The sequence below is a fragment of the Pseudomonas sp. GW821-FHT05H12 genome (assembly GCF_059419385.1).
This window is the reverse complement of sequence record NZ_JBWKRS010000010.1, coordinates 150,479-173,106: the sequence shown is the minus strand read 5'-3', so window position 1 is coordinate 173,106 and position 22,628 is coordinate 150,479. Positions and strand designations below refer to the sequence as shown.

Annotated in this window: 16 protein-coding genes and 1 pseudogene; 10 read left to right on the top strand and 7 right to left on the bottom strand. The window is 59.9% G+C overall.

What is annotated here, in order from left to right:
- Positions 1-166 precede the first annotated feature (166 nt).
- On the bottom strand, positions 167-1,033 hold the full coding sequence (locus AC07SU_RS11670) for a pirin family protein (protein WP_494997095.1): 867 nt from the start codon (positions 1,031-1,033) through the stop codon (positions 167-169).
- Positions 1,034-1,109: 76 nt separating this feature from the next.
- Positions 1,110-2,315 (bottom strand): multidrug effflux MFS transporter, encoded by a 1,206-nt coding sequence (locus AC07SU_RS11665; RefSeq protein WP_494997094.1) that lies wholly within the window; start codon positions 2,313-2,315, stop codon positions 1,110-1,112.
- Between the two features lie 101 nt (positions 2,316-2,416).
- Here AC07SU_RS11665 and AC07SU_RS11660 point away from each other — a divergent pair, with 101 nt between their 5' ends.
- The 4 genes from AC07SU_RS11660 (at position 2,417) to AC07SU_RS11645 (ending at position 11,895) form a co-directional block, all read left to right on the top strand.
- Positions 2,417-3,523 (top strand): efflux RND transporter periplasmic adaptor subunit, encoded by a 1,107-nt coding sequence (locus tag AC07SU_RS11660; protein WP_494997093.1) that lies wholly within the window; start codon positions 2,417-2,419, stop codon positions 3,521-3,523.
- 2 nt (positions 3,524-3,525) lie between these two features.
- On the top strand, positions 3,526-6,609 hold the full coding sequence (locus tag AC07SU_RS11655; protein ID WP_494997092.1) for an efflux RND transporter permease subunit: 3,084 nt from the start codon (positions 3,526-3,528) through the stop codon (positions 6,607-6,609).
- A gap of 134 nt (positions 6,610-6,743) precedes the next feature.
- The gene (locus AC07SU_RS11650) at positions 6,744-11,480 is read left to right on the top strand and encodes an RHS repeat-associated core domain-containing protein (RefSeq protein ID WP_494997109.1); all 4,737 of its coding nucleotides are present in this window, start codon (positions 6,744-6,746) and stop codon (positions 11,478-11,480) included.
- 1 nt (position 11,481) lies between these two features.
- A complete protein-coding gene (locus AC07SU_RS11645; protein WP_494997091.1) occupies positions 11,482-11,895 on the top strand; it encodes a hypothetical protein in 414 nt (137 codons plus the stop codon).
- 159 nt (positions 11,896-12,054) lie between these two features.
- Here the strand turns inward: AC07SU_RS11645 and AC07SU_RS11640 are convergent.
- Positions 12,055-12,552: pseudogene (locus tag AC07SU_RS11640) on the bottom strand (M20/M25/M40 family metallo-hydrolase); the annotation flags it as partial.
- Between the two features lie 6 nt (positions 12,553-12,558).
- Between AC07SU_RS11640 and AC07SU_RS11635 the strand changes: the two are divergent.
- The 3 genes from AC07SU_RS11635 to AC07SU_RS11625 all read left to right on the top strand — a co-directional run bounded on the left by AC07SU_RS11635 (position 12,559) and on the right by AC07SU_RS11625 (position 14,109).
- The gene (locus AC07SU_RS11635) at positions 12,559-12,930 is read left to right on the top strand and encodes a hypothetical protein (RefSeq protein ID WP_494997090.1); all 372 of its coding nucleotides are present in this window, start codon (positions 12,559-12,561) and stop codon (positions 12,928-12,930) included.
- A gap of 91 nt (positions 12,931-13,021) precedes the next feature.
- Positions 13,022-13,420, top strand: a complete 399-nt coding sequence (locus AC07SU_RS11630) for a hypothetical protein (RefSeq protein WP_494997089.1) — start codon at positions 13,022-13,024, stop codon at positions 13,418-13,420.
- A 563-nt stretch (positions 13,421-13,983) separates the two neighbouring features.
- Positions 13,984-14,109 (top strand): hypothetical protein, encoded by a 126-nt coding sequence (locus tag AC07SU_RS11625; protein ID WP_494997088.1) that lies wholly within the window; start codon positions 13,984-13,986, stop codon positions 14,107-14,109.
- A 168-nt stretch (positions 14,110-14,277) separates the two neighbouring features.
- Here AC07SU_RS11625 and AC07SU_RS11620 read toward each other — a convergent pair whose 3' ends face one another.
- From AC07SU_RS11620 to AC07SU_RS11610, 3 genes are all read right to left on the bottom strand, one after another.
- On the bottom strand, positions 14,278-15,507 hold the full coding sequence (locus AC07SU_RS11620) for a M20/M25/M40 family metallo-hydrolase (RefSeq protein ID WP_178923523.1): 1,230 nt from the start codon (positions 15,505-15,507) through the stop codon (positions 14,278-14,280).
- A 47-nt stretch (positions 15,508-15,554) separates the two neighbouring features.
- Positions 15,555-16,613, bottom strand: coding sequence for a diguanylate cyclase (locus AC07SU_RS11615; RefSeq protein WP_494997087.1), 1,059 nt, complete (start codon positions 16,611-16,613; stop codon positions 15,555-15,557).
- 78 nt (positions 16,614-16,691) lie between these two features.
- On the bottom strand, positions 16,692-17,324 hold the full coding sequence (locus tag AC07SU_RS11610; RefSeq protein WP_494997086.1) for a LysE family translocator: 633 nt from the start codon (positions 17,322-17,324) through the stop codon (positions 16,692-16,694).
- Between the two features lie 123 nt (positions 17,325-17,447).
- Between AC07SU_RS11610 and AC07SU_RS11605 the strand changes: the two genes are divergently transcribed.
- Entirely contained in the window at positions 17,448-18,860 is a 1,413-nt protein-coding gene (locus AC07SU_RS11605) for an aminotransferase-like domain-containing protein (protein ID WP_494997085.1), read from the top strand.
- On the opposite strand, the gene AC07SU_RS11600 is transcribed toward AC07SU_RS11605, so the two are convergent.
- Positions 18,838-19,917 (bottom strand): sigma-54 interaction domain-containing protein, encoded by a 1,080-nt coding sequence (locus AC07SU_RS11600; RefSeq protein WP_176997491.1) that lies wholly within the window; start codon positions 19,915-19,917, stop codon positions 18,838-18,840. The genes AC07SU_RS11605 and AC07SU_RS11600 overlap by 23 nt on opposite strands.
- A gap of 463 nt (positions 19,918-20,380) precedes the next feature.
- On the opposite strand from AC07SU_RS11600, the gene AC07SU_RS11595 reads away from it, so the two are divergent.
- Together AC07SU_RS11595 and AC07SU_RS11590 are read left to right on the top strand one after the other, a co-directional pair.
- Positions 20,381-21,121 (top strand): response regulator, encoded by a 741-nt coding sequence (locus AC07SU_RS11595; protein WP_176997492.1) that lies wholly within the window; start codon positions 20,381-20,383, stop codon positions 21,119-21,121.
- Positions 21,118-22,422: an ATP-binding protein gene (locus AC07SU_RS11590; RefSeq protein ID WP_494997084.1), complete on the top strand. Its 1,305-nt coding sequence runs from the start codon at positions 21,118-21,120 to the stop codon at positions 22,420-22,422. Before AC07SU_RS11595 ends, AC07SU_RS11590 begins: the two co-directional genes overlap by 4 nt.
- The last annotated feature ends 206 nt before the right edge of the window (positions 22,423-22,628 follow it).

Here is a 22,628-nt window from a genome sequence, read left to right as displayed (position 1 = left end):
CCAGGCGGCTCCAGGGGACATGCCGAGAAGATCGCATGAAATGAAAACGCTGGAAACAAAATGTGGGAGCTGGCTTGCCTGCGATGCAGACGCCTCGGTGTATGAGTTACACCGCGCTGATGCTATCGCCAGCAAGCCGGCTCCTACAGGGTTTTACGGTGAGCGGTCAGGCGTGCATCTGGCCGAATTTGCCCGAGTGGAAGTCCTCGAACGCCTGGTGGATCTCCTGCTCGGTATTCATCACAAACGGGCCGTGGCCGACGATGGGCTCGTCGATCGGCTCGCCGCTGAGCAGCAGCACCTTGGCGTCGTCGTTGGCTTCCAGGGTGAGCTGGCGACCATCACGCTCGAACAGCGCCAATTGGCCTTGGCGTGCGACTTCTTCGCCGTTGACCAGCACCGTGCCGCGCAGGATCACCAGCGCGGTGTTACGGCCGGCGTGCAGGTCCAGGGTGACCGGTTTTTCGGCGTTGAGGCGCAAGTCCCAGACGTCGATAGGCGTAAAGGTGCGCGCCGGGCCCCGGGCACCGGCAAACTCACCGGCGATCAGGCGCAGGTGCCCTGCGCCGTCAGCCAGGGGCAACACAGGGATGTCGCCGTCGACAATCGTCTGGTAACCGGCGTCGGCCATTTTGTCCTTGGCGGGCAGGTTGACCCACAGTTGCACCATCTCCAAGGCGCCGCCGCGACGGGCGAAGTCTTCGGAATGGAACTCCTCGTGGATGATGCCCTTGGCCGCCGTCATCCATTGCACGTCGCCAGGGCCGATTTTGCCGCCGGCACCGGTGGAGTCGCGGTGTTCGACCTCGCCGTCATACACGATGGTCACGGTCTCAAAACCGCGATGCGGGTGTTGGCCGACACCGCGACGCTGTTCGGTGGGTGTGAAATCGGCCGGGCCGGCGTGATCCAGGAGCAGGAATGGGCTGATGTGCTTGCCCATCGAGTCGTAGGAAAACAGCGTGCGCACCGGGAAGCCATCACCGACCCAATGGGCGCGGGGGCTGGTGTAGATGCCGATCAATTTTTTCATGGTGTACCTCCAAAGTGAGTACACCTTAAGTCGGTTGGCCGGTGAGCACTAGCCGGCAAAAGCGGCCTTGATCGTTCTATGTATAGGACAATCCCTTGACCTGGCGCTGACGCAGCAGGTGAAACGCGATGAAGGCCGTCACCGCAAAACAGGCCTGGATGATGATCATCGGCGCGGCACTGCCATCGCGCAGCTGGCTTAGCAATACGCCGCTGCAGGTGGCGCCGAACATCTGCGCAAAGCCCATCAAGCCTGCAGCCAGACCCGCGCGGTGCGCATTGGGCATGACGCCACCGGTGACCGAGCCCGGCAACACCAAGCCACCGCCAAGGGTGACCAGCGCGATCGGAACATCCAGGCCAAGTACCGACAAGCCGAACAGCTCGTAAATGGCCACGGCGGACACGCCGCCGACAGCCACCATTGTCACACCGATCGCCACAATCCGCTGCGGGCCCAGGCGCATGATGTTGCGCCGGGTATAGGTGGAGCCAACGATGAGCATCGACACGATCAGGCCGAAATTGATGCCGTACTCCAGACTGCTGAAACCCAGCAGATTGATGAACACGGCCGAAGAACCGGCAATCACCGCAAACATGGCGCCATAGGTGCACGCCAGGGCCACGGCGAATGCGCGGTATTGGCGGCCCTTGAGCAGGTCCAGGTATTGCCCGCCCAGCGTGCGCCAGTGGCCGGCTTTGGGATCGAGGAAGTGGTTGCTCTCGCGAAAGAACAGCAAGGCCAGCAGTAACACCACGCTGCCGATCACCAGCGCGAGGATGATCGGCGCGTGCCAACCGAACAGCTTGATCAACAGGCCACCAACCATCGGTGCCACCACAATGGCGTAGAGCATGCCGATCATGGTCAGGGCCAGTGCAGGCCCCGCCTCGGCTTTCCACACATCCCGCACCACGGTGCGCGCCAGTACCAATGCGGCGCAGGCGCCCAAGCCTTGCAACACGCGCGCTGCGATGAATTGGTGAATGTCGTGGACCAACAGCATCGACAAGGTCGCCAGCACGTAAAGCACCAGGCCGCCGATCAGAACCGGGCGACGGCCAATACGGTCCGACAGCGGCCCGAACAGCAATTGCCCAAGACCGAAGGCCGCCACAAAGGCCGACAACGCCAGCAATGCCGAACCCGCTGGCGCCGCCAGTGCGTGCTCGATAGCGCCAAGGCCGGGAATGATCAATTGGGTCGAAACCTCACCCAAGGCGGTAAGGGCAACCAGTAGAAACAACAAGCGGCGTGACGGTACCGGGGCGTTTGCCATGGGGAATATCCGGGGGCTGGATTAATTTATATTTCGACCATAATATGCGTAAAAAATTATGTCCATAATTTTTTGCCCACTGGTTACCCCCGGAGCCCGTCATGAACCTTCTCCCCCTGCGTCTTCTCACGCCCCTGGCCCTGTTGATCACCCTTAGCGGCTGCAACAGCAAGGCCGACACCGCCGCCGAAGTGCCCCTGCCCCGCCCGGTATTGGCGGCCAATGTCGAAGCCGCCGGCACCCAACAAAGCGCCTACACCGGCGTGGTGGCGGCGCGCACGGAAAGCGATTTGGGCTTCCGGGTCAGCGGCAAGGTCATCGAACGCAAAGTAGACCCGGGCCAGCACGTATCCCGTGGCGACACCTTGCTGGTGCTCGACATCGGCGACTTCGAACTGGCCCTGCGTTCGGCGAAGAACCGCGTCAACGCCGCCCAGGCGCAGCTGCGCCAACGCCGCGACGATGAAAACCGCTACCAGCGCCTGGCCAGCACCGGCGCCGTGTCGCGGCAGATCTTCGACCAGTCGGCAACCAACCTGCGGGTGGCCGAAGCCGAACTGGCCGCCGCGCAATCTGACGCCAGCCAGATCGAAAACCGGCGCACCTATTCCATCCTCAAGGCCGACGGGGACGGCATCATCACCGACGTGCGGGTCGACCGTGGGCAAGTGGTCGCCGAAGGGCAGATCGTCGCGCGCCTGGCCCATGACGGTGCCCGTGAAGCCATCGTCAACCTGCCGGAAAACAGCCGCGACCAGGCCTCGCAGAAAGCCCTGGCCTTCCCCTTCGGCGCCCCGGACCAGGCCGTCACCGCCACCCTTCGTGAGCTGTCCGCCAGCGCCGACCCCACCACCCGCACCTACCGCGCCCGCTACGTGCTGCACGGCGCCGTCGACCGCTTCGCCCTCGGTTCCACCATCACCGTACGCCTGCAAGGCAACGGCCAGGCCCAGCAAACCCGGGTGCCCATCGGCGCGTTGCAGGATGCGGGACAAGGCACCGGCGTGTGGCTGATCGGCGCGGACGACAAGGTCACCTTCGCCCCGGTGAAAGTCGCCAGCCTCGGCCAGGAAGACGCCCTGCTCGACGGCGGCGTGGCCCCCGGCCAGACCATCGTCGCCCTCGGCGCGCACTTGCTGCACAGCGGCGACAGGGTGCGCCTGCTGCCGGCCCAGCAATTGGCCCTCAACCGTAAACAGGACCACTGAGCATGCGCGGCATCAACCTCTCGGAACTGGCGGTCAAGCATCGCGCCGTCACGCTGTTCCTGATCATCGCGATCCTTGCGGCCGGGATCTTCTCGTTTGGCAAACTGGGGCGCGCTGAAGACCCCTCGTTTACCGTCAAGGTGATGACCATCACCGCCGCCTGGCCCGGGGCAACCGCCCAGGAGATGCAGGAGCAAGTGGCCGATCGCCTGGAAAAACGCCTGCAGGAACTGGATTACTACGACCGCGTCGAGACTATCGCCCAACCGGGCTTTGTCTCGATGCGCATGACCTACAAGGAGTCCACGCGGCCCAGCGAGATCCAGGACCTGTTCTACCAGACCCGCAAGAAGCTCAGCGATGAAGCCTCGAAACTGCCAAAGGGCGTGATCGGACCGTTCTTCAACGATGAGTATTCCGACGTCTACTTTGCGCTGTACGCCCTGGAGGCCGAGCACCTGCCTCATCGGCAACAGGTGCAAATGGCCGAGGACCTGCGCCAGGGGTTCCTCAACCTGCCGGGGGTGAAGAAGGTCAATATCCTCGGCGAGCAGGCGCAGCGCATCTTCGTCGAGTTCTCTTATGAACGCCTGGCGACCCTGGGCATCAAGCCCGACCAGATCTTCGCCGCCCTCGCCGCCCAGAATGCCGTGGCGCCTTCGGGCTTCGTGGAAACCGCCGGCGCCCGCGCCTACATCCGCATCGACGGCGCCTTCGACAGCCTGGCGTTGATTGAAAACGTGCCGCTGGAAGTCAACGGCCGCGTGCTGCGCATCGCCGATGTGGCCAGCGTCAGCCGGGGTTATGAGGACCCGCCCAGCTATCGGATTCGCCATCAGGGCGACCCGGCGCTGATGCTCGGGGTGATCATGGAAAAGCACTGGAACGGCCTCGAACTGGACAAGAGCCTCAAGGCCCAGGAAGCCAAAATCCAGGCCGACCTGCCCCTGGGCGTGAACTTCGCCAAGGTGTCCGACCAGGCGAAGAACATCAGCCTGGCGGTCAATGAATTCATGCTCAAGTTCTTTGTCGCCCTGGCCGTGGTGATGGTCATCAGCCTGCTGGCCCTGGGGTTTCGCGTGGGCTTGGTGGTGGCCGCAGCGGTGCCGCTGACCTTGTCGGTGGTGTTCGTGATCATGCTGCTCACCGGGCGCGAGTTCGACCGTATCACCCTGGGCGCACTGATCATTTCCCTGGGGTTGCTGGTGGACGACGCGATCATCGCCATCGAGATGATGGTGGTGAAGCTCGAAGAAGGCTTCGACCGGATCCATGCCGCGACCTTTGCCTGGAGTTCCACGGCGGCGCCGATGCTGACCGGTACGCTGGTCACGATCATCGGCTTCCTGCCCGTGGGCTTTGCGCGCTCGGGCGCCGGGGAATATGCCGGCAATATCTTCTGGATCGTCGGCTTTGCGCTGATTTCGTCCTGGCTGGTGGCCGTGGTGTTCACGCCCTACCTCGGCGTGAAACTGCTACCGCAGATCAAACCCGTGCCCGGTGGCCACGACGCGATCTATGCCGGGCGCTACTACCAGAAGCTGCGCCGCCTGGTGGAGGCCTGCGTGCGCGGCCGTTGGCTGGTCACCGGACTGGTGGTGGCCGCGTTTGTGCTGTGCGGGCTGGGCATGGGGGTGGTGAAGAAGCAGTTCTTCCCCAACTCCGACCGTTCAGAGCTGATCCTGGAGGTGTACATGCCGCCTGGCAGTGCGTTCAAAAGCACCGAGGCGGTGGCCGCGCAGCTGGAAAAAGCCCTGTTGGAAGAACCGCAAACCAGCTTGGTGGACACTTATGTGGGCGGCGGCGCGCCACGCTTTTTCCTGTCGCTGAACCCCGAACTGCCGGACCCGGCCTTTGCCAAGCTGATCGTGCAGACCCCGGACTCCCATGCCCGTGACGCCTTGAAGCTGCGTATGCGTGAGCGCATCGCGGCGGGTGAGTTTCCATCGGCACGGGTGCGCGTGACCCAACTGCTGTTCGGCCCGCCGGTGCCGTTTCCGGTGGTGTTCCGTGTCTCCGGACCGAACGTGGACGTACTGCGCGGTCTGTCTGAAGAGGTGCGCAAAGTCGTCGCCGCCAACAAACTGACCAAGGACGCCTTCCTCGATTGGGGCGAGCGCACCAGCGGTTATCGCCTGGTGTTGGATCAGGACCGTCTGCGCCTGCTGGGTTTCACGCCCAATGAGGTCAAGTCGCAGCTCAATGCATTGCTCAGTGGCAACCCGATCACCGAAGTGCGCGAAGGTAACCGCACTGTTTCGGTTGTTGCCCGTGCCCAGGGCAACCAGCGGGAGAACCTGGGTAACCTCAACAACATGACCCTGACCAACAGCGCCGGCACCTCGGTACCGCTGGCCCAGGTCGGGCATTTCCAGGCGGTGATGGAGGAGCCCATCCTCAAGCGTCGCAACCGCGCGACCACGGTGGAAGTACGCGCCGACATCATCGACGGCGTGCAACCGCCCGACGTGGAAATGGCCGCCTACAAAGACCTGCAACCGCTGATTGCCAAGTTGCCGGCCGGCTACCAGATCGACATCGGCGGCCCCGTGGAAGAAAGCGCCAAGGCCAACGTTGCCCTGGCGGCGCTGTTCCCGATCATGATCCTGCTGACCCTCACGGTGATCATGTTCCAGGTGCGCTCGTTCGGCGTGATGTTCATGGTCTTCGCCACCGCCCCGCTGGGGCTGATCGGTGCGGTGCCGACCTTGTTGCTGTTCAACCAGCCGTTCGGCTTCAACGCCATCCTGGGGTTGATTGGCATTGGCGGTATTTTGATGCGCAACACGCTGATCTTCACCGACCAGATCCGCCAGAACGAGGAACACGGCATGGCCATTCGCGAGGCGATCATCGAAGCCACGGTGCGCCGTGCAAGGCCGGTGATATTGACCGCGCTGGCGGCGGCGCTGGCGTTCATTCCGCTGACGCTGTCGGTGTTCTGGTCGTCGCTGGCGTATGTGCTGATCGGCGGGGTGCTGGTGGGCACGGTGTTGACGCTGTTGTTCCTGCCGGCAATGTGCAGTTTGGTGCTGGGACGCAAGCGTACGAATGCTGTTGAAACCTCGCACGTGACGGCCGGATAAGCTCTACAGAAAACGCCTGAAAACCACTGCAAAGTCCTTCGCCTGATCACACAGTGCGAAGGATTGCAGATGGATTTTCTTGTTGTTGGAGCTGTTTCTTGAACCCGGCCATTGGCAGGCTCGCCCTGACCCCAATGGACGTGAAGACGGTCGATGTCGAAGCCGTCTTTCGCGATTTCCGGGAATGCCTGAACACGTTTGATGACTGGGCGGAAAGCTTTTGGAGCTTTTCAGCGCTGGAAGTCGAACAGGTCTTCAAGGTCGGCGATGAAGTAGCGCTGGTCGCGCCGATCTCCTCTAAAGCACCAAGTCCCACCGTCGGCATGTGCGACGCACAGGGTTCGCTGACGCTGGTGCACCTGTTTGAAAGCACCCAGTTCGTGCCAATCGGCAACACACCCGTGATGCTCCAAGCCATCGCCCCGGATGGCAGCCCAATCGGCCCTCCCCTTCATCGCACCATCGGCCCCAGCGGCATTCTTGAAGTAAAGGATTGCACCCGCGATCAACGTTACCAGGTCACCTTTTATCCCAACGTTTCCAAGGACCACGTCAAGGCGCTGTATGCGTCTTACCAGACTGTGATCGAAGGGTTGGAAACGCGTTTGCGTGAAGCCTGGAACAGCACCTTCGAAACCCAGTGGAAAGACTATACCGACGCCACCCCGCTTGACCGACGCCGGATGCTGGAGACAGCGTTTCTGAGTGGCATGGGCAAGGCGTTGTACAGCCTTTGGGACAACCTCACCCAGCTGTTCGACTTGCTGGCCGATATAAAGCCCAACAGTGAAAAGCTGCTGCACTACCTGTCGCAAGCCGAACTAGATGAACTGCTGAAGCTGGGCAGTGAATCCATTGCCAAGGGTTTGCTGGTGCTCAATGACGAGCCGCTGTTGTTCATTTATGTGTCGGCGATATCCAGCTGGATTCGGATGTTGCCACCGCAGGAAATGAACGAGGTGATGGGCGAAATCACCGGCGAGATCCTGATCAACCTGTTGCTGATTCGGGCAACGGCAGGCATGGGTGTAACGGTGCGCCTCGGGGTTCAGGTGCTGGGGCATATCAAGTCCGGCCGAGTGCGTAAATGGCTGGAGATGTTGGCGGAGCAGCTTGTAGGGCCCCGTTTGGACGCACATGTCGAGGTGGTTAGACCTTTATTGCTTGGGGGGCCTGCAACGCCGATCAAGATGATCCCGGCTGTGCCGTTGAAGGCTGGGAATCACCTGGTTTCAAACCCGGTGCCGGTAGTTCGGGAAAAGGCTGCACAGCGTACGGTGCTGGTCAGGCAGGAACAGGTCGATGACGTGCCGGCGTCAGGGAAGAACCAGAACGGTGATGCGGCGACGTGTTCGGCGACTACGTGCACTAACGGTTGTCCGGTGTCGATGGTCACCGGCGAGGAATTGCTCACCCTCACCGATGGCACGCTCGATGGGATATTGCCGTTCGAATGGACGCGGCTTTATCGCACCAGCGCGGTGGAAGTGGATTGCGGGTTGGGGTTTGGTTGGAGTCATGCGCTGGCGCACCGGCTGGAGGTTTCCGGTGATTCGGTGGTGTGGACCGATCATGAGAACCGCTCGACTGAGTTTCCACTGCCCTCCTCCGCCCGCCCTGCGATCACCAACAGCTTGGCCGAAGCGGCGATTTATCTGGGGGTATTGCCGGATGAATGGGTGCTGGCGCAAGGCTCGCGTTTCTACCATTTCGTTAATGGTTTTCTGACAGCCATCAGCGATGCGTATGACAACCGGCTGCGTATCTCCCGGGACTTCAGGGGGCGCATTGAGCGAGTGGATAACGGCGTCGGGCGGTCGTTGTTTTTGCGCTATTCGTCGGGCCGCATTGTTGGTGTGGACTATCAGATTCATCGGGCCGAAGGGCCGGGTGAGTTTGTCTGGGTCACCGAGTACACCGTTGTTTCCTACGCCTATGACGACCTTGGCCGGCTTGTGTGTGCGACCAACGCTGTCGGTGAAAGCGAGTTTTATCGCTACGACGATCAGCACGTCATTCTTGAACGCCAGTTGGCCGGTGGGGCGAGTTTCTTCTGGGAGTGGGAACGGTCTGGCAAGGCGGCGCGCTGTGTCCGGCACTGGGCGAGCTTTTCGCAGATGGACACGCGCTATGCCTGGGATGACAACGGCCAGGTCACGGTGTTTAACGCCGATGGCAGCCAGGAAGTCTATGTGCATGACGAGCGTGCGCGGTTGGTGCAACGCATTGATCCGGACGGCGCCGAGCACTTCAAATCCTACGATGACAAAGGCCGGCTGACGGTTGAGCAGGACCCACTGGGCGCGATCACGGCCTATCAGTACGACGAAGCTGGACGCTTGGTGGCGTTGTTTCCGGGGGACGATGAGCCGACGTCCTACGAGCATGACAACGGGTTCGTACGGGTTGTAAGGCGTGGTCAGGCAGTCTGGAAGTATGAGCGAAATGACAGGGGCGATATCACCCGCAGGATTGACCCCAACGGCCACAGTACGGACTACAGCTACAACAAATATGGGCAACTGACGGGGGTTTGGTTTCCGGATAACAGTTGTCAGCGGCTGGTGTGGAATGAGCGTGGGCAGTTGCTTGAGGAGCATCTGCCGGAGGGTGGGATTAAGCGGTATCGCTATGACGACCTTGGCCGTCAGGTGGCGCGAGAGGATGAACATGGCGCGCTGACCCAGTATCAGTGGGACAGCGTGGGACGCTTGATTCGGGTGGTGTTGCCGGGGGGCGCTTTTAGGGAATACAGCTACAACCCTTACGGAAAAATCACGTCTGAGCGGGATGAGTTAGGCCGCGTTACCCGCTATGAGTATGCGGATGGGCTGCATCTGATCAGCCGTCGTATTAATTCCGACGGCACCCAGGTCAAGTATCGCTACGACAATGCGCGGTTATTGCTGACTGAGATCGAAAACGAAGTCGGCGAGATCTATGGGTTGCAGTACCACCCCAATGGCCTGATCCAGCAGGAGACAGGGTTTGACGGTCAGCGCACGACCTACGTCTACGACCTCAACGGCAACCTGCAGGAAAAGACCGAACACGGCGACGACGGCAGTCAGCTGGTTACTAAATACCAGCGCGATCCTGCTGGCCGCCTCGTAAGAAAAACCCTCCCCGATGGCAAAACCGTCGACTACACCTACGACCGCCAAGGCAACCTCCTCGGTGTCGAAGACGGTCACTGGGCTTTAGCCTACGAGTACGACAGCCAAAACCGCCTCACCGCCGAACACCAAGGCTGGGGCACTTTGCGCTATGGCTACGACGCCTGCGGCCAACTCCAGCACCTGCGCCTGCCCGACAACAACCGTCTTGTTTTTAATCATGCCAAAGGCGGCCACCTCGCCACCGTCGAACTCAATGGCGAAGTCCTCACCTCCCACCTGTTCAAAGCTGGCCAGGAACACCAGCGCCAACAAGGCCAACTGCTCAGCCACTACCACTACGACGACCAACAACGCCTGCATGCCCACACCGTCACCCAACAGGAGCACCACCTCTACGCACGCCACTACACCTACGACAAATCTGGCAACCTCACCCGCCTGCTCGACACCCGCAAGGGCCAGCACGACTACACCCACGACCCACTGAACCGCCTCACCCGCGCCGACCACTCCCAAGATTTACAAGAACGCTTCGCCCACGACCCGGCGGGCAACCTGCTCATACAAAACCGCCCCGGCCCGGACATCGTGGCTGGCAATCGGCTGATGATTCAGGGGGATCGGCATTACGACTATGACGCGTTCGGTAATCTGATCCGTGAGCGGCGTGGCAAAGGTCATCTACTCGTCACCGAGTACCGTTATGACTGCCAGCATCGGCTGGTTGGCATCACTCAACCCAATGGGCAGACCGCCAGCTACCGATATGACCCGTTTGGGCGGCGGATCAGCAAAACCGTAGATGACATAACCACGGAGTTTTTCTGGCAAGGCGACAAGCTGATTGCCGAGCACCACAAGGACCGGCACCGCAGCTACCTCTACGAACCCGGTAGCTTCAGGCCGCTGGCTTTACTGGAAGGCTTCGGTCCCAAACAAACCAAGCCCTACCACTACCAACTCGACCACCTGGGCACCCCGCAAGAACTCACCGCCCCCTCCGGCGAAATCGTCTGGTCCGCCCACTACCGCGCCTACGGCGAAATCAGCCGCCTGGACGTCGGAAAAATCGACAACCCGCTGCGATTCCAGGGTCAGTACTTCGATCAGGAAAGCGGGCTGCACTACAACCGCCATCGCTACTACAATCCAGATATTGGTCGTTACCTGACACCGGATCCGCTGAAGCTGGCGGGTGGGATCAACGCGTACCGGTACGTGCCCAATCCTACGGGGTGGGTGGATCCGCTGGGTTTAAGCACATGTCCGGGTGACGGGTGTAAACCGGGGGTTATAGCTGAGAGCCCATCTGCAACAGTAAAAGCTAACCAGCAAGAACCCACGCCACCCGAAACAAGCAATGCCGAGGACTATTTATATAGAGGAGACCAAAAACATCCGGATGAAATTTTTAAGAACGGTTTTAAAAGCAAGGGCGACAGCAACGACCTATATTTACACGCCTATGATAGTAATGACCCTCCAAGCAACTTTATCAGCACTTCCCCCTCAATTGATACCGCCAAAGACTTCGCAACGAGTTACGGGACAAAAAAAGGCTATCTATACACTCTAAAAAGCCTGCCGGGACACGATGTAAATTTAGAGCTTGGAAAGGCTACCCCTTTTGCAAACGAAAACGAATTTGCTATCCATCATAAGATAAATCCAGAGGACATTTTGGGCGTAACACCTTTGAAACGTGACGGAAGCTATGTAGGCTATTCAATACCGAACCCAAATAGGAAATAAAATGGAAGAGCAAAAAATAAAGGCAATTATAAATGGTCAGAAATCGGAGGTATCCGTAAGATACGACGCCCAAAAACTAACGATGACATTTTCCGAAGCAGAAAATTTTAACAAAACTTATCAGGAAAAGGATCTTTATATCTGCCTTGCGAAAATCAGAGCAGACTTTCCTCATATAACATTTTTATGCAAAGGAGCCAAAGTAAACGTCTTCCCCTCAAGAATGGCATCCCAGATGAGTGCGGGAATTGTTGCTTATGAGATGACGCTAGGAGAACAGGCAAATAGAGATAATATAGTTAATATATTCTCTTACGAGGAAAGCAATCTCACGAACAACCCACAAGATCAAATCAACTTCTTCAAGAGCTGGCTGAAGTCATTAGGCGCAGAGGATTATGAAAAGCTCAGCTAAGCCCCAAATCGTTCTAATCCCCGTAGGTTGCTCACGCCGGACTGCGAAGCGGCCCCAAGCGAGGCGCCGCTTTTCTTCAGGCAGATCACCGTCGGCTGGATTAGGGCTGCTTCGCAGCCCAGCGCAGGGCAAGCCTGCTCACTACAAGGACTGACTCATTCAGCGTTTGCTCAGTTCCATGATCATCCGGCTCAGCAGGTAGATACGTGGCGCTACGCTTTCCACTTCTGCGTATTCCTCCGGCGTATGGATGTTGCCGCCCACAATCCCGAACCCGTCCAACGTCGGCGTCCCGACCCCGGCCGACAGGCTCGCGTCCGCCGCACCGCCGCTGCCTTCAACTGTGAGTTTCTTGCCCAACTCGCCAAAGATCCCCTGGGCGATCGCAACGAGCTTGTCCGACTCCGGCGTCTGTGGCATCGGCGGCAGGCCGCGCTGCAACGAGGTCTTCACTTCGGTTTCCGGGATCAACTTGTTGGCCGATACCCGCGCCAGGTCTTTCTCGATCCGATCGAATTCTTCCGGCAGCGCCGCGCGCACGTCGGCCTTGGCGGTGGCCTGGTCTGGGATCACGTTAACCCGGTCACCCGCCTTGAGCACGGTGAAGTTGATGGTGGTTTTCTTCTCTTCATCCCCCAGCTTGCCCAACTGCAGGATCGATAGATGAAAAACAAACCGAATCTCGAAATACTCCAAGGCCTTTTGTTCATATATTGCACGGAAAACACCAAAAATTTAGAACGAGAAGAGATCATAGCTTCAAAAAACGTCAACAGTGAAACTGAGCTTGCAGAGCTTTTTAATATATTGACAAAGCCTGAATTCCTCTCATACAGAGAGGATGAACAGATATGGTTTATAGATACCATTGAACTATACCTTTCAAAAGGCGATGACTTTGAGGCCGTCTTTTATCTATTCGACACATACTTTGAAGATGAAATAACGGACAAAAGACAATTCATGAAAGTACTGCTTGAAAGCCTCAAGCGCTACAGCAGCGAGGCAAAAATTCAATCAGGGACAATAAAATAAAAACATTAAATCTTTCAAGCATTACATAAACATCCTGACTCGATCACTTGCCACTTTCTCACGTGAGTATCCAATGCTGAAATGTCCCTTCATGAAAGCTCCATACATCCCCAGAATTTCGCACGTATTAGGGGCACTATCGATATACGACCTTGAAGAAACCAAAGGTGCGGCCCTATGGAAGTACGACCCTAACAATACTGAAGAGCGGCAAATAATAATTAAAGAGTTTATTTTAAAAGAACTGTTATACCTATCCTACAGACACAGATACGTCCTGAGCTCCTTGCTTAAAGACGCACTAAATAGTCCAGACTATATTTTCTCTAAAGAGTTCGAAAGCAACTACGACGAATACACAACCATGGCATGGGACGAAACCGAAATCGTCGACCCCCGAGGCTTCTTCGCCGACATCTACCGACTCGCCCATGAAGTCTGGAAAGATGACCTCCAAAAAGCTAGTCTCGAAGACCCATCAACGTGGTAACCCCCATACCAGCAAACGTAATCTACACCCCCTGTAGTGAGCGAGCTTGCTCGCGCCGGGCTGCGAAGCGGCCCAAACCGAGGCGACTCGTTTCTTCAGGCAGATCGGCGTCGAATGGTTTGGGGCTGCTTCGCAGCCCGGCGCAGGGCAAGCCTGCTCACTACAATGAACGTGAACACTTTGACTGCAGAATGGGAGCAGCCCAACTAAACTAGCTCTGTGGCTCTTGAGATTTTTAATACAGTTATTCCCACTTGGAAAAACCGGATTTGCTATATCACCCTTTATCCAAACACATCCATTTCAACGCCAGCCTAAAATATTTCGTCGGAATTTTTGACATTTACGACAGAGAGAACACTAAGGGAAAAGCACTCGCCCGCTTCAACCCAAACGAACGTAAAGACCGAGAAGCATTAATACTTGAATACTGTCTAGATCCATTCAACAAACTTTCCTATCGCCACAGATACAAGCTAATAGAAACGTTAACTTATGCACTGAACACAGAAGACTTTAATTTCCATACTTATTTTGAGGATGACCCAGAGGAGTATTCAAAAATGGCTTGGGACGAAACCGAGATCGTCGACCCCCGAGGCTTCTTCGCCGACATCTACCGACTCGCCCATGAGGTCTGGAAAGACGACCTCCAAAAAGCCAGCGTCGAAGACCCATCAACGTGGTAACCCCCACACCAGCAAACGTAATCCACACCCCTGTAGTGAGCGAGCTTGCTCGCGCCGGGCTGCGAAGCGGCCCCAACCGAAGCGCCGCATTTCTTCAGGCAGATTGGCGCCGAATGGATTAGGGCTGCTTCGCAGCCCAGCGCAGGGCAAGCCTGCTCACTACAAGGACTAGCGTTTGCTCAGCTCCATGATCATCCGGCTCAGCAGGTAGATACGCGGCGCTACGCTTTCCACTTCTGCGTATTCCTCCGGCGTATGGATGTTGCCGCCCACAATCCCGAACCCGTCCAAGGTCGGCGTCCCGACCCCGGCCGACAGGCTCGCATCCGCCGCCCCACCGCTGCCTTCAACCGTGAGTTTCTTGCCCAATTCGCCATAGATCCCCTGGGCAATCGCAACAAGCTTGTCCGATTCCGGCGTCTGTGGCATTGGCGGCAGGCCGCGCTGCAACGACGTCTTCACTTCGGTTTCCGGGATCAGCTTGTTGGCCGATACCCGCGCCAGGTCTTTCTCGATACGGTCGAACTCTTCCGGCAACGCCGCGCGCACGTCGGCCTTGGCAGTGGCTTGATCAGGGATCACGTTGACCCGGTCGCCCGCCTTGAGCACGGTGAAGTTGATGGTGGTTTTCTTCTCTTCATCCCCGAGCTTGCCCAGTTGCAGTATCTGATGGGCAGCTTCCATTGCGGCGTTACGGCCCAGCTCTGGCGCGACGCCGGCGTGAGCGGCCTTGCCTTTGACTTCGACCACGGCGGTCGCGCTGCCTTTGCGCCACACGACCAAACCATCGGCTGGGCGGCCGGGTTCCAGGTTGAGGGTCACGTCGTGGCCCTTGGCGGTTTTGCGGATGAGGTCGGAGGCGGTGTCAGAACCGGTTTCTTCGCTGGCGTCGAGCAGGAAGGTGATTTGGGCGTAGTCCTTGAAGCCTTGGTCCTTGAGCACTTTGAGCGCGTAGATGCCGGCGACGATGCCGCCCTTGTCATCCATCACGCCCGGGCCGTAGGCGCGACCGTCCTTGATGTGGAACGGGCGCTCGGCGGCGGATCCTTCCTTGAACACGGTGTCCATGTGGGCCATGAGCAGGATCTTGGCTTTACCGGTGCCCTTGAGGGTGGCGATCACATGGCTGTTGTTGGCCGCTTTGTCTGGCACCAACTCAATGGAAAAACCCAGTTGCTTCAGCTCGTCGACGGCAATGTCGCGCACTTGGGTCAGACCTGGCTCGTAGCCAGAACCGGAATCGATATTCACCAAACGCTCCAGCAGTTTCAGGGCGTCGGGCTTGTACTGCTCGGCCTGTGCCTGGATCTGTTTGTGGGGTTCGGCGCTGTAGGCTGGCACGGCAAAGGACAACGCCAGGGTGGCGGCCAGCAGGGTACGGGAGAAGGTGAAGAGCATGAACCGATCCTTGTTTTTGTGATGAGGTGCCGCAACACCCTACCCCACTAAACCGAGCGTAACCAACTCCCCTGTACCGAACTGACCCGGTTGCGCCCGCTGCTCTTGGCTTCGTACAACGCCTGGTCGGCATCGTTGAGCCAACTGGTGGAATCGGCGTGGTCCGCCTGGTAGGGCGCCAGGCCGATGCTCAAACTCACGCGCAACGTCGGGTCCTGCGCATAGGCCAACGCGTTGAAGCGATCACGCAAGGCGTCCATCACTTCGGTGGCGCGGTTGAGCGGCATGTCCGGCAGGATCACGCAAAATTCATCACCGCCATAACGCCCGGCCAGGTCGGTGGCGCGCAGGTTCTGGCGCAATACCTTGCTGAGCTGGCGCAGCACGATGTCGCCGGTAACGTGGCCGTAGGTGTCGTTGATGACCTTGAAGTGGTCGATGTCGATCAAGGCAATCGCAGCGCCCGCCGGGCCACGTCGGCAACGCTGGAATTCGATTTCCAGATGGTCTTTCCACGCGCCGTGGTTGAGCAGGCCGGACAGGCTGTCGGTACGGCTCAGGGCCAGCAACTCGCGTTTGTGCCGGGCCAGGGTCACGGCCTGGCGGTAGCAGATCCACCCCAGCGCCAGGGGATACACCATCAGGATCGGCAGGCACGCATAGAGCTGTGCCGAAGTGGTGACGGCGATGAAAGCCGGAGTAAAGAGCAGCAACGATGTACCCATCCCCAACGCCTGTGCCACCCAGCCGGCAAGCATGAAGCGCGGCCCGCCGATGGCGACGTTGTTCATGGTCATCATCGACAGGGTCGTCACGCTGGGCAGCGGGTTGAAGTGCATCGCCCCCACCCAGAACCCGCCGCAGAACGAATCGAACAGCAAGTTACGACGCTCACTGCGCAACGCATGGGCGGCGCGCAGCGACAGGCGGAACGCCAGGTGTGGCCAGACAAACGCGTTGATCACCATCCACACCCAGACCCAGGCAGGCGGATGCAACGGGTACATGCCAAACGCCACGCACACAAAACCGAGCGTCAGCCCCAGTGTGCGCGACTTGTACAACCGTGAAGCGAGCGGAAGTCCATTTCCTCCGGCAGCCGTCATGGTGAGGGTGTGATCCTTGATGAATGCCTGGAGTCTATCAGGGGGGCGTCAAATCGCCACTACCGCTCATAAGCCCGATCAATGCGTCAAACCACGGGCCAGCATCAACGCCACGCCCACCAGCAGCACGGCTGTCGCCCGTTGCAGCACTTTCTGTCGTTGGGGGTTTTCCAGCAGGTGCTTGATGCGCTGGCCGAAATAGCAGTACAGGCAACCGCTGATGAACTGCAGCACCAGGAACGTCAGCCCGAGGATGGCAATGTCGACCATCGAGCTGTGCCCCCCGCTCCCGGCAAACTGCGGGAACACCGCGCTGAACATGATCAGGGTCTTGGGGTTGGAGAAGCCGGTCAGCAGCCCTTTGCCGAACCGGCTGCGCGCGGCCTCCACGTGGCCAATCCGGTCGATCGCGATGCCGCCGCTGGTCCACTGTTTGTAAGCCAGGTGCAGAATGTACGCCACGCCCACCACCTGGATGACCTGGGTGATCACCGGGTAACCGCGGACCAACTCGGAAAAGCCCACGGCAAAGATCAGGATCGAGATCAGGTACGACACGCTCGCCCCGATCTGCGCCGGGATCGAACTGCGCAAGCCGTCGCGCAGGCCCAGGCTCAACAACATCAGGGTCATGGGGCCGGGGCTGAAGGTCATGGCCGCGCAAAACAGCAGGAAGTAGAGAAACGAAGACAGGGTTAACGCGCTTGTCATGACCATGGACCCGAGGAAGAGAGCGCGCAGTCTAGGCAAACGGCATTGCACAAGGCAGGTAAAGTCAGGCCTAATCTGGCCGAACTTTACCGGTAAAATCACCGGCAAACGCAAGGAAGGTTTATGTTCGTATCCGCCATTGCCTTTACGCCAGGCACCCCAAAAGTGCAGCAGATTGTCGAGGCGTTCAGCCAGGCCATCCAGAACGGCGAATGGGCCCCCGGCAGCAAGTTGCCGTCGGTGCGTGAGCTGACTCAGGTTTTGGGCGTGAGCAAGTTCACCCTCAACGAGGCGCTGGACCGGCTGCGCGGGCGCAACCTGCTCACGTCCAGCCAGGGCCGTGGCTACTTTGTGGCGATGGACACCCTGCGCCCGACCAGCGCGAACTGGGTCGACCTGCTGCCCCAGGATTTACTCAGCGTGTTGCGCCGCCCCCTGGCCACCGTCGGCGCCGAACTGCGCCCCGGGGGCGGCCACCTGCCGGAAGACTGGCTCAACAGCGAAGCCATCCGCCAAGCCATGCGCAGCGTGGTGCGCGCGCCATCGTTGCGCGTCGCCGGGCTGGGCACGCCGGCCGGGCTGCTGCCGCTGCGTCAGGCCCTGCAACAGAAGCTGCACGCTGAAGGCTTGTCGGTGCCGGTGGAACAAATCATCACCACCCCCAACACCGTGCAGGGCCTGGACATGCTGATGCGCCTGCTCGCCCGCTCCGGCGACACCGTGCTGCTGGACGCCCCGTGCTATTTCAACTTCCACGCCAACCTGGCCCTGCATGGGGTCAAGGTGGTGACCATCGAGCGCCGCCCCGACGGCTTCGACTTCGCGGCCCTCGAACAGCTATTGGCCGAGCATCGCCCCAGCCTGTACCTGACCACCGGTGTGCTGCACAACCCCACCGGCCACTCCTTCAGCCCCAGCCAGGCATTTCGCCTGCTGCAACTGACCCGGCAGTATCAGTGCCACATCATCGAGGATGACCTCTACGGCGACCTGCACCCCAACCCTCCCCCGCGCCTGGCCGCCCTCGCCGGACTCGACCAGGTCACCTACCTGTCAGGTTTCTCCAAGGTCCTGAGCGCGAACGCGCGTGTGAGTTACGTGGTGGCCGCACCGCAACTGGCGGCCAACCTGACCAACATGAAGCTGATGAGCGGCGGCATTACGTCGGAGCTGTTCGAGCAGATCGTGTACCGCATGCTCAGCGAAGGCAGTTACGCCAAACACCGCAAGCGTATGGTGCAGCGGTTGCTGGAGGTCGGTGGGCGTGTCGAGCAATGGCTCAAGCGCTGTGGCTGCGAGCTGCCAATGGCGTATGAAGGCGGGATGTTTATCTGGGCGCGCCTGCCCCGAGGGGTGAACGGCGAGCAGTTGGCGCAGGACGCCTTGAAGCAAGGCCTGGTGCTCGCGCCGGGGGTGCTGTTCGGTTATGACCCGGCCCATCGCGACTCGATGCGCTTCAACGTGGCCCACAGCGATGAGCCATCGATGCAAAAGGTGTTTGAAGCCTTGTTGCTCAAGGCTTCGCGCGCCCCTTGAGCATGCCGTGGTTGACCAGCAGCGTGCGCATGGCATTGCGGGTAATCCCCAGCAAGTCTGCCGTGCGCAGTTGGTTGAAGCCACAGAACCCGAATGCCTCGCGCACGATCAGGTCTTCGATGTCGTGCAACAGCGTGTCCCCCGGCACCTCGAACAAGCGCAACAACTGCTCGCGAATCACCTCTTGGGGAATGCGCGGCGCGCCGTTGTTGACGCTGGCGTGCATCGCGCTGAGGCCGGCGGAAAACTTGAGATGGCTGGGCATGATCGGCTTGTCACCGGCTACCAGCAGCGCCAGGTGCACCACGTTTTCCAGCTCGCGGATGTTTCCCGGCCACGGGTAATCCAGCAGGGCTTGGGTGGCGGATTCAGACAGCATCGGTTCGGCAATCTTTAGCTTGGCGCTGTACAGCCGACGGAAGTGTTCCACCAGCGGCAGGATATCCAGCGGCCGTTCACGCAGGGGCAACACCTGCACCTGGGCGACGTTGATGCGGTAGAACAGGTCCAGGCGGAAATTACCCGCTTCCACGGCCTGCTCCAGGTCGATGTTGGTGGCGGTCACCAGGCGAATATCGATCTTGATCGGCTTGCGCGAGCCTACGCGCACCACTTCCTGCTCCTGCAGCACCCGCAGCAACTTCACCTGCAGGGGCAGCGGCAGATCGCCGATTTCATCGAGGAACAGCGTGCCGCCGTGCGCCTCTTCGAACCAGCCACCACGCCGGCCCACCGCACCGGAAAACGCCCCGGCCTCATGTCCGAAGAATTCGCTCTCGGCAAGGGTTTCGCTGATGGCGCCGCAGTTCACCGGCACAAACGCCCCGGTACGCCCGCTGGCGCTGTGGATGTAGCGTGCCACCAGCTCCTTGCCGGTGCCGGTCTCGCCATTGATCAACACCGGCGCTTCGCTGGGGCCGACGCGCTTGAGGTAGTCGAGCAGTTGCAGCGAACGCGGGTCGGAAAATACCAGGGCCTTGGCGCGGATCGACAACGGGTCTTTTTCGCCCTGGGGCAAAGTCAGGATCGGCGTGGGCTGCCCGTGGGGACGGTTCATGAACAATTTCCCGGCGGCGAGGATGGAGAATGATGGGCAACTGTACTCATCACCGGTTATAACCAGAAATACTTAAAATTCATTAGCACATAACCGACGTGATCACCGGCGAAAGCCCACCTGAGCTCAGTGGTGAAATTGAAATCGCCATCGCTGGCAAGCCAGCTCCTACAGGGGGCAGCGCAAGGCTGGATATCACCATCAATCCCGTAGGAGCCGGCTTGCCGGCGATGGCGTCCTTGAACACAACGGTGATCTTGCGGCCACCATCGCTGGCAAGCCAGCGCCTGCAAGCGATGGCGTCCGTAGCGCGTAAAGGTACCAATGCCCCCCTCTGTATCGGCTTTTTTGCGTCGTCGTGTATCTCCCCAACGCCAGATACACTGCAATACAAAGGGCACAAGGCAAGGCCTCGGGCAGTGGCTAGACTGCGCACCATTGACTACTTATTGAGGAAGGCAGCATGGATCATGTCGATCACATCCTGATCGTCGATGACGACCGGGAGATCCGCGAACTGGTGGGTAATTACCTGAAGAAAAACGGTATGCGCACCACCGTGGTCGCCGATGGTCGGCAGATGCGCAGCTTCCTCGACACCACCCCCGTGGACCTGATCGTGCTCGACATCATGATGCCCGGCGATGACGGCTTGCAGCTGTGCCGCGAGCTGCGGGTGGGCAAACACAAGGCTACGCCGGTGCTGATGCTGACCGCGCGCAACGACGAAACCGACCGCATCATCGGCCTGGAAATGGGCGCCGACGATTACCTGGTCAAGCCTTTCGCCGCCCGCGAATTGCTGGCGCGCATCAACGCCGTGTTGCGCCGTACGCGGATGTTGCCGCCCAACCTGGTGGTCAGCGAAACCGGGCGGTTGATCCGTTTTGGCCGTTGGCGCCTGGACACCACCGCCCGCCACCTGCTCGACGAAGACGACACGCTGGTGGCCCTGAGCGGTGCCGAATACCGCCTGCTGCGGGTGTTCCTCGACCACCCGCAACGCGTGCTCAACCGCGACCAGTTGCTCAACCTCACCCAAGGCCGCGACGCCGACCTGTTCGACCGCTCCATCGACCTGCTGGTGAGCCGCCTGCGCCAGCGCTTGCTGGATGATGCGCGGGAACCGGCCTACATCAAGACCGTGCGCAGCGAAGGTTATGTGTTCTCCCTGCCGGTGGAAATCCTCGGGGCTGACCAATGAATTTCAAGTGGGGCTGGCCGCGTACCCTGGCGTCGCAGTTGTCGCTGATCTTCCTGATCAGCCTGCTGTGCGCCCACGGGTTGTCGTTCAGCGCGCAGTTCTACGAGCGCTACATCAGCGCGCGCACGGTGATGCTGGGCAACCTGGAAAACGACGTGGCCACCTCGGTGGCGATCCTCGACCGCCTGCCCGCCAATGAACGCGCCAGCTGGCTGCCGCGCCTGGACCGGCAGAACTACCGCTACCTGCTCAACGCCGGTGAGCCCGGCGAGCCGATGCGCAGCGACGATGTACCCATGGCAGCCACCTCGATCAGCGATGCGCTGGGTGAGCACTATGCCCTGACCTTTCGTGACATCCCCGGCAAGCAGAAGCACTTCCAGGCGCACCTGACCCTGGCCGACGGCAACCCGATCACCCTCGACGTGCGCCCCGCCGCCCAGCCCGTGGCCTACTGGTTGCCGGTGGTGCTCATCCTGCAACTGGCGCTGTTGCTGGGCTGCACCTGGTTTGCTGTGCGCCTGGCGATCCGCCCGTTGACGCGCCTGGCGCGTGCCGTGGAAACCCTCGACCCCAACGCCCACCCCACGCCACTGGACGAAAAAGGCCCCACCGAAGTGGCCCACGCAGCGGCGGCGTTCAACGAAATGCAAAAGCGCATTGCCGAATACCTCAAGGAGCGCATGCAGATCCTCGCGGCGATTTCCCATGACCTGCAAACCCCGATCACCCGAATGAAACTGCGCGCCGAGTTCATGGAAGACTCGGTCGACCGCGACAAACTGTGGAGCGACCTCGGGGAAATGGAGCACCTGGTGCGTGAAGGCGTGGCCTATGCGCGCAGCGTGCACGGTGCCACCGAAGCCAGTCACCGCATCAACCTAGACGCCTTTCTCGACAGTTTGGTGTTTGACTACCAGGACATGAACAAACAGGTCAGCCTTACCGGCAAGAGCGCCGTGGTGCTCGACACCCGCCCCCACGCCTTGCGCCGGGTGCTGGTGAACCTGGTGGACAACGCCCTGAAGTTCGCCGGTTCTGCACAACTGGAAGTGGGCTCGACGGCGGGTGGCGAGTTGTCGATCAAGGTGCTCGACAACGGCCCCGGCATTGCCGAAGACGAGTTGAAACAGGTGATGCAGCCGTTCTACCGGGTAGAAAGCTCACGCAACCGCGGCACCGGCGGCACCGGGTTGGGGCTGGCGATTGCCCAGCAACTGGCCGTGGCGATTGGCGGTTCACTGACCTTGAGCAACCGCCCGGGCGGCGGGTTGTGTGCGCAGATCACGATCAACCTGTAGGCGCTTGCCTGCGAAAGCGGCGGCACGGTCAATAGCGATGTCGCCTGAACCACCGCCTTCGCAGCCTCGCCAAGGCTCGACAACTCCCACAGGTGGCCGGGTCCATCCTTTGAAATGCCGTCAAATGTGGGAGCTGCCTTGCCTGCGAAAGCGGCGGCACAGCTAATAGTGATGTCGCCTGAACCACCGCCTTCGCAGCCTCGCTA

Bases quoted from the DNA above. Each gene is read 5' to 3' on its own strand.
- AC07SU_RS11590 (WP_494997084.1), top strand. From the start codon at position 21,118: ATGAATTTCAAGTGGGGCTGGCCGCGTACCCTGGCGTCGCAGTTGTCG.
- AC07SU_RS11610 (WP_494997086.1), bottom strand. From the start codon at position 17,324: ATGACAAGCGCGTTAACCCTGTCTTCGTTTCTCTACTTCCTGCTGTTT.
- AC07SU_RS11670 (WP_494997095.1), bottom strand. From the start codon at position 1,033: ATGAAAAAATTGATCGGCATCTACACCAGCCCCCGCGCCCATTGGGTC.
- AC07SU_RS11655 (WP_494997092.1), top strand. From the start codon at position 3,526: ATGCGCGGCATCAACCTCTCGGAACTGGCGGTCAAGCATCGCGCCGTC.
- AC07SU_RS11605 (WP_494997085.1), top strand. From the start codon at position 17,448: ATGTTCGTATCCGCCATTGCCTTTACGCCAGGCACCCCAAAAGTGCAG.
- AC07SU_RS11630 (WP_494997089.1), top strand. From the start codon at position 13,022: ATGAAAGCTCCATACATCCCCAGAATTTCGCACGTATTAGGGGCACTA.
- AC07SU_RS11660 (WP_494997093.1), top strand. From the start codon at position 2,417: ATGAACCTTCTCCCCCTGCGTCTTCTCACGCCCCTGGCCCTGTTGATC.
- AC07SU_RS11645 (WP_494997091.1), top strand. From the start codon at position 11,482: ATGGAAGAGCAAAAAATAAAGGCAATTATAAATGGTCAGAAATCGGAG.
- AC07SU_RS11665 (WP_494997094.1), bottom strand. From the start codon at position 2,315: ATGGCAAACGCCCCGGTACCGTCACGCCGCTTGTTGTTTCTACTGGTT.
- AC07SU_RS11650 (WP_494997109.1), top strand. From the start codon at position 6,744: ATGGACGTGAAGACGGTCGATGTCGAAGCCGTCTTTCGCGATTTCCGG.
- AC07SU_RS11635 (WP_494997090.1), top strand. From the start codon at position 12,559: ATGAAAAACAAACCGAATCTCGAAATACTCCAAGGCCTTTTGTTCATA.
- AC07SU_RS11615 (WP_494997087.1), bottom strand. From the start codon at position 16,613: ATGACGGCTGCCGGAGGAAATGGACTTCCGCTCGCTTCACGGTTGTAC.
- AC07SU_RS11620 (WP_178923523.1), bottom strand. From the start codon at position 15,507: ATGCTCTTCACCTTCTCCCGTACCCTGCTGGCCGCCACCCTGGCGTTG.
- AC07SU_RS11625 (WP_494997088.1), top strand. From the start codon at position 13,984: ATGGCTTGGGACGAAACCGAGATCGTCGACCCCCGAGGCTTCTTCGCC.
- AC07SU_RS11600 (WP_176997491.1), bottom strand. From the start codon at position 19,917: ATGAACCGTCCCCACGGGCAGCCCACGCCGATCCTGACTTTGCCCCAG.
- AC07SU_RS11595 (WP_176997492.1), top strand. From the start codon at position 20,381: ATGGATCATGTCGATCACATCCTGATCGTCGATGACGACCGGGAGATC.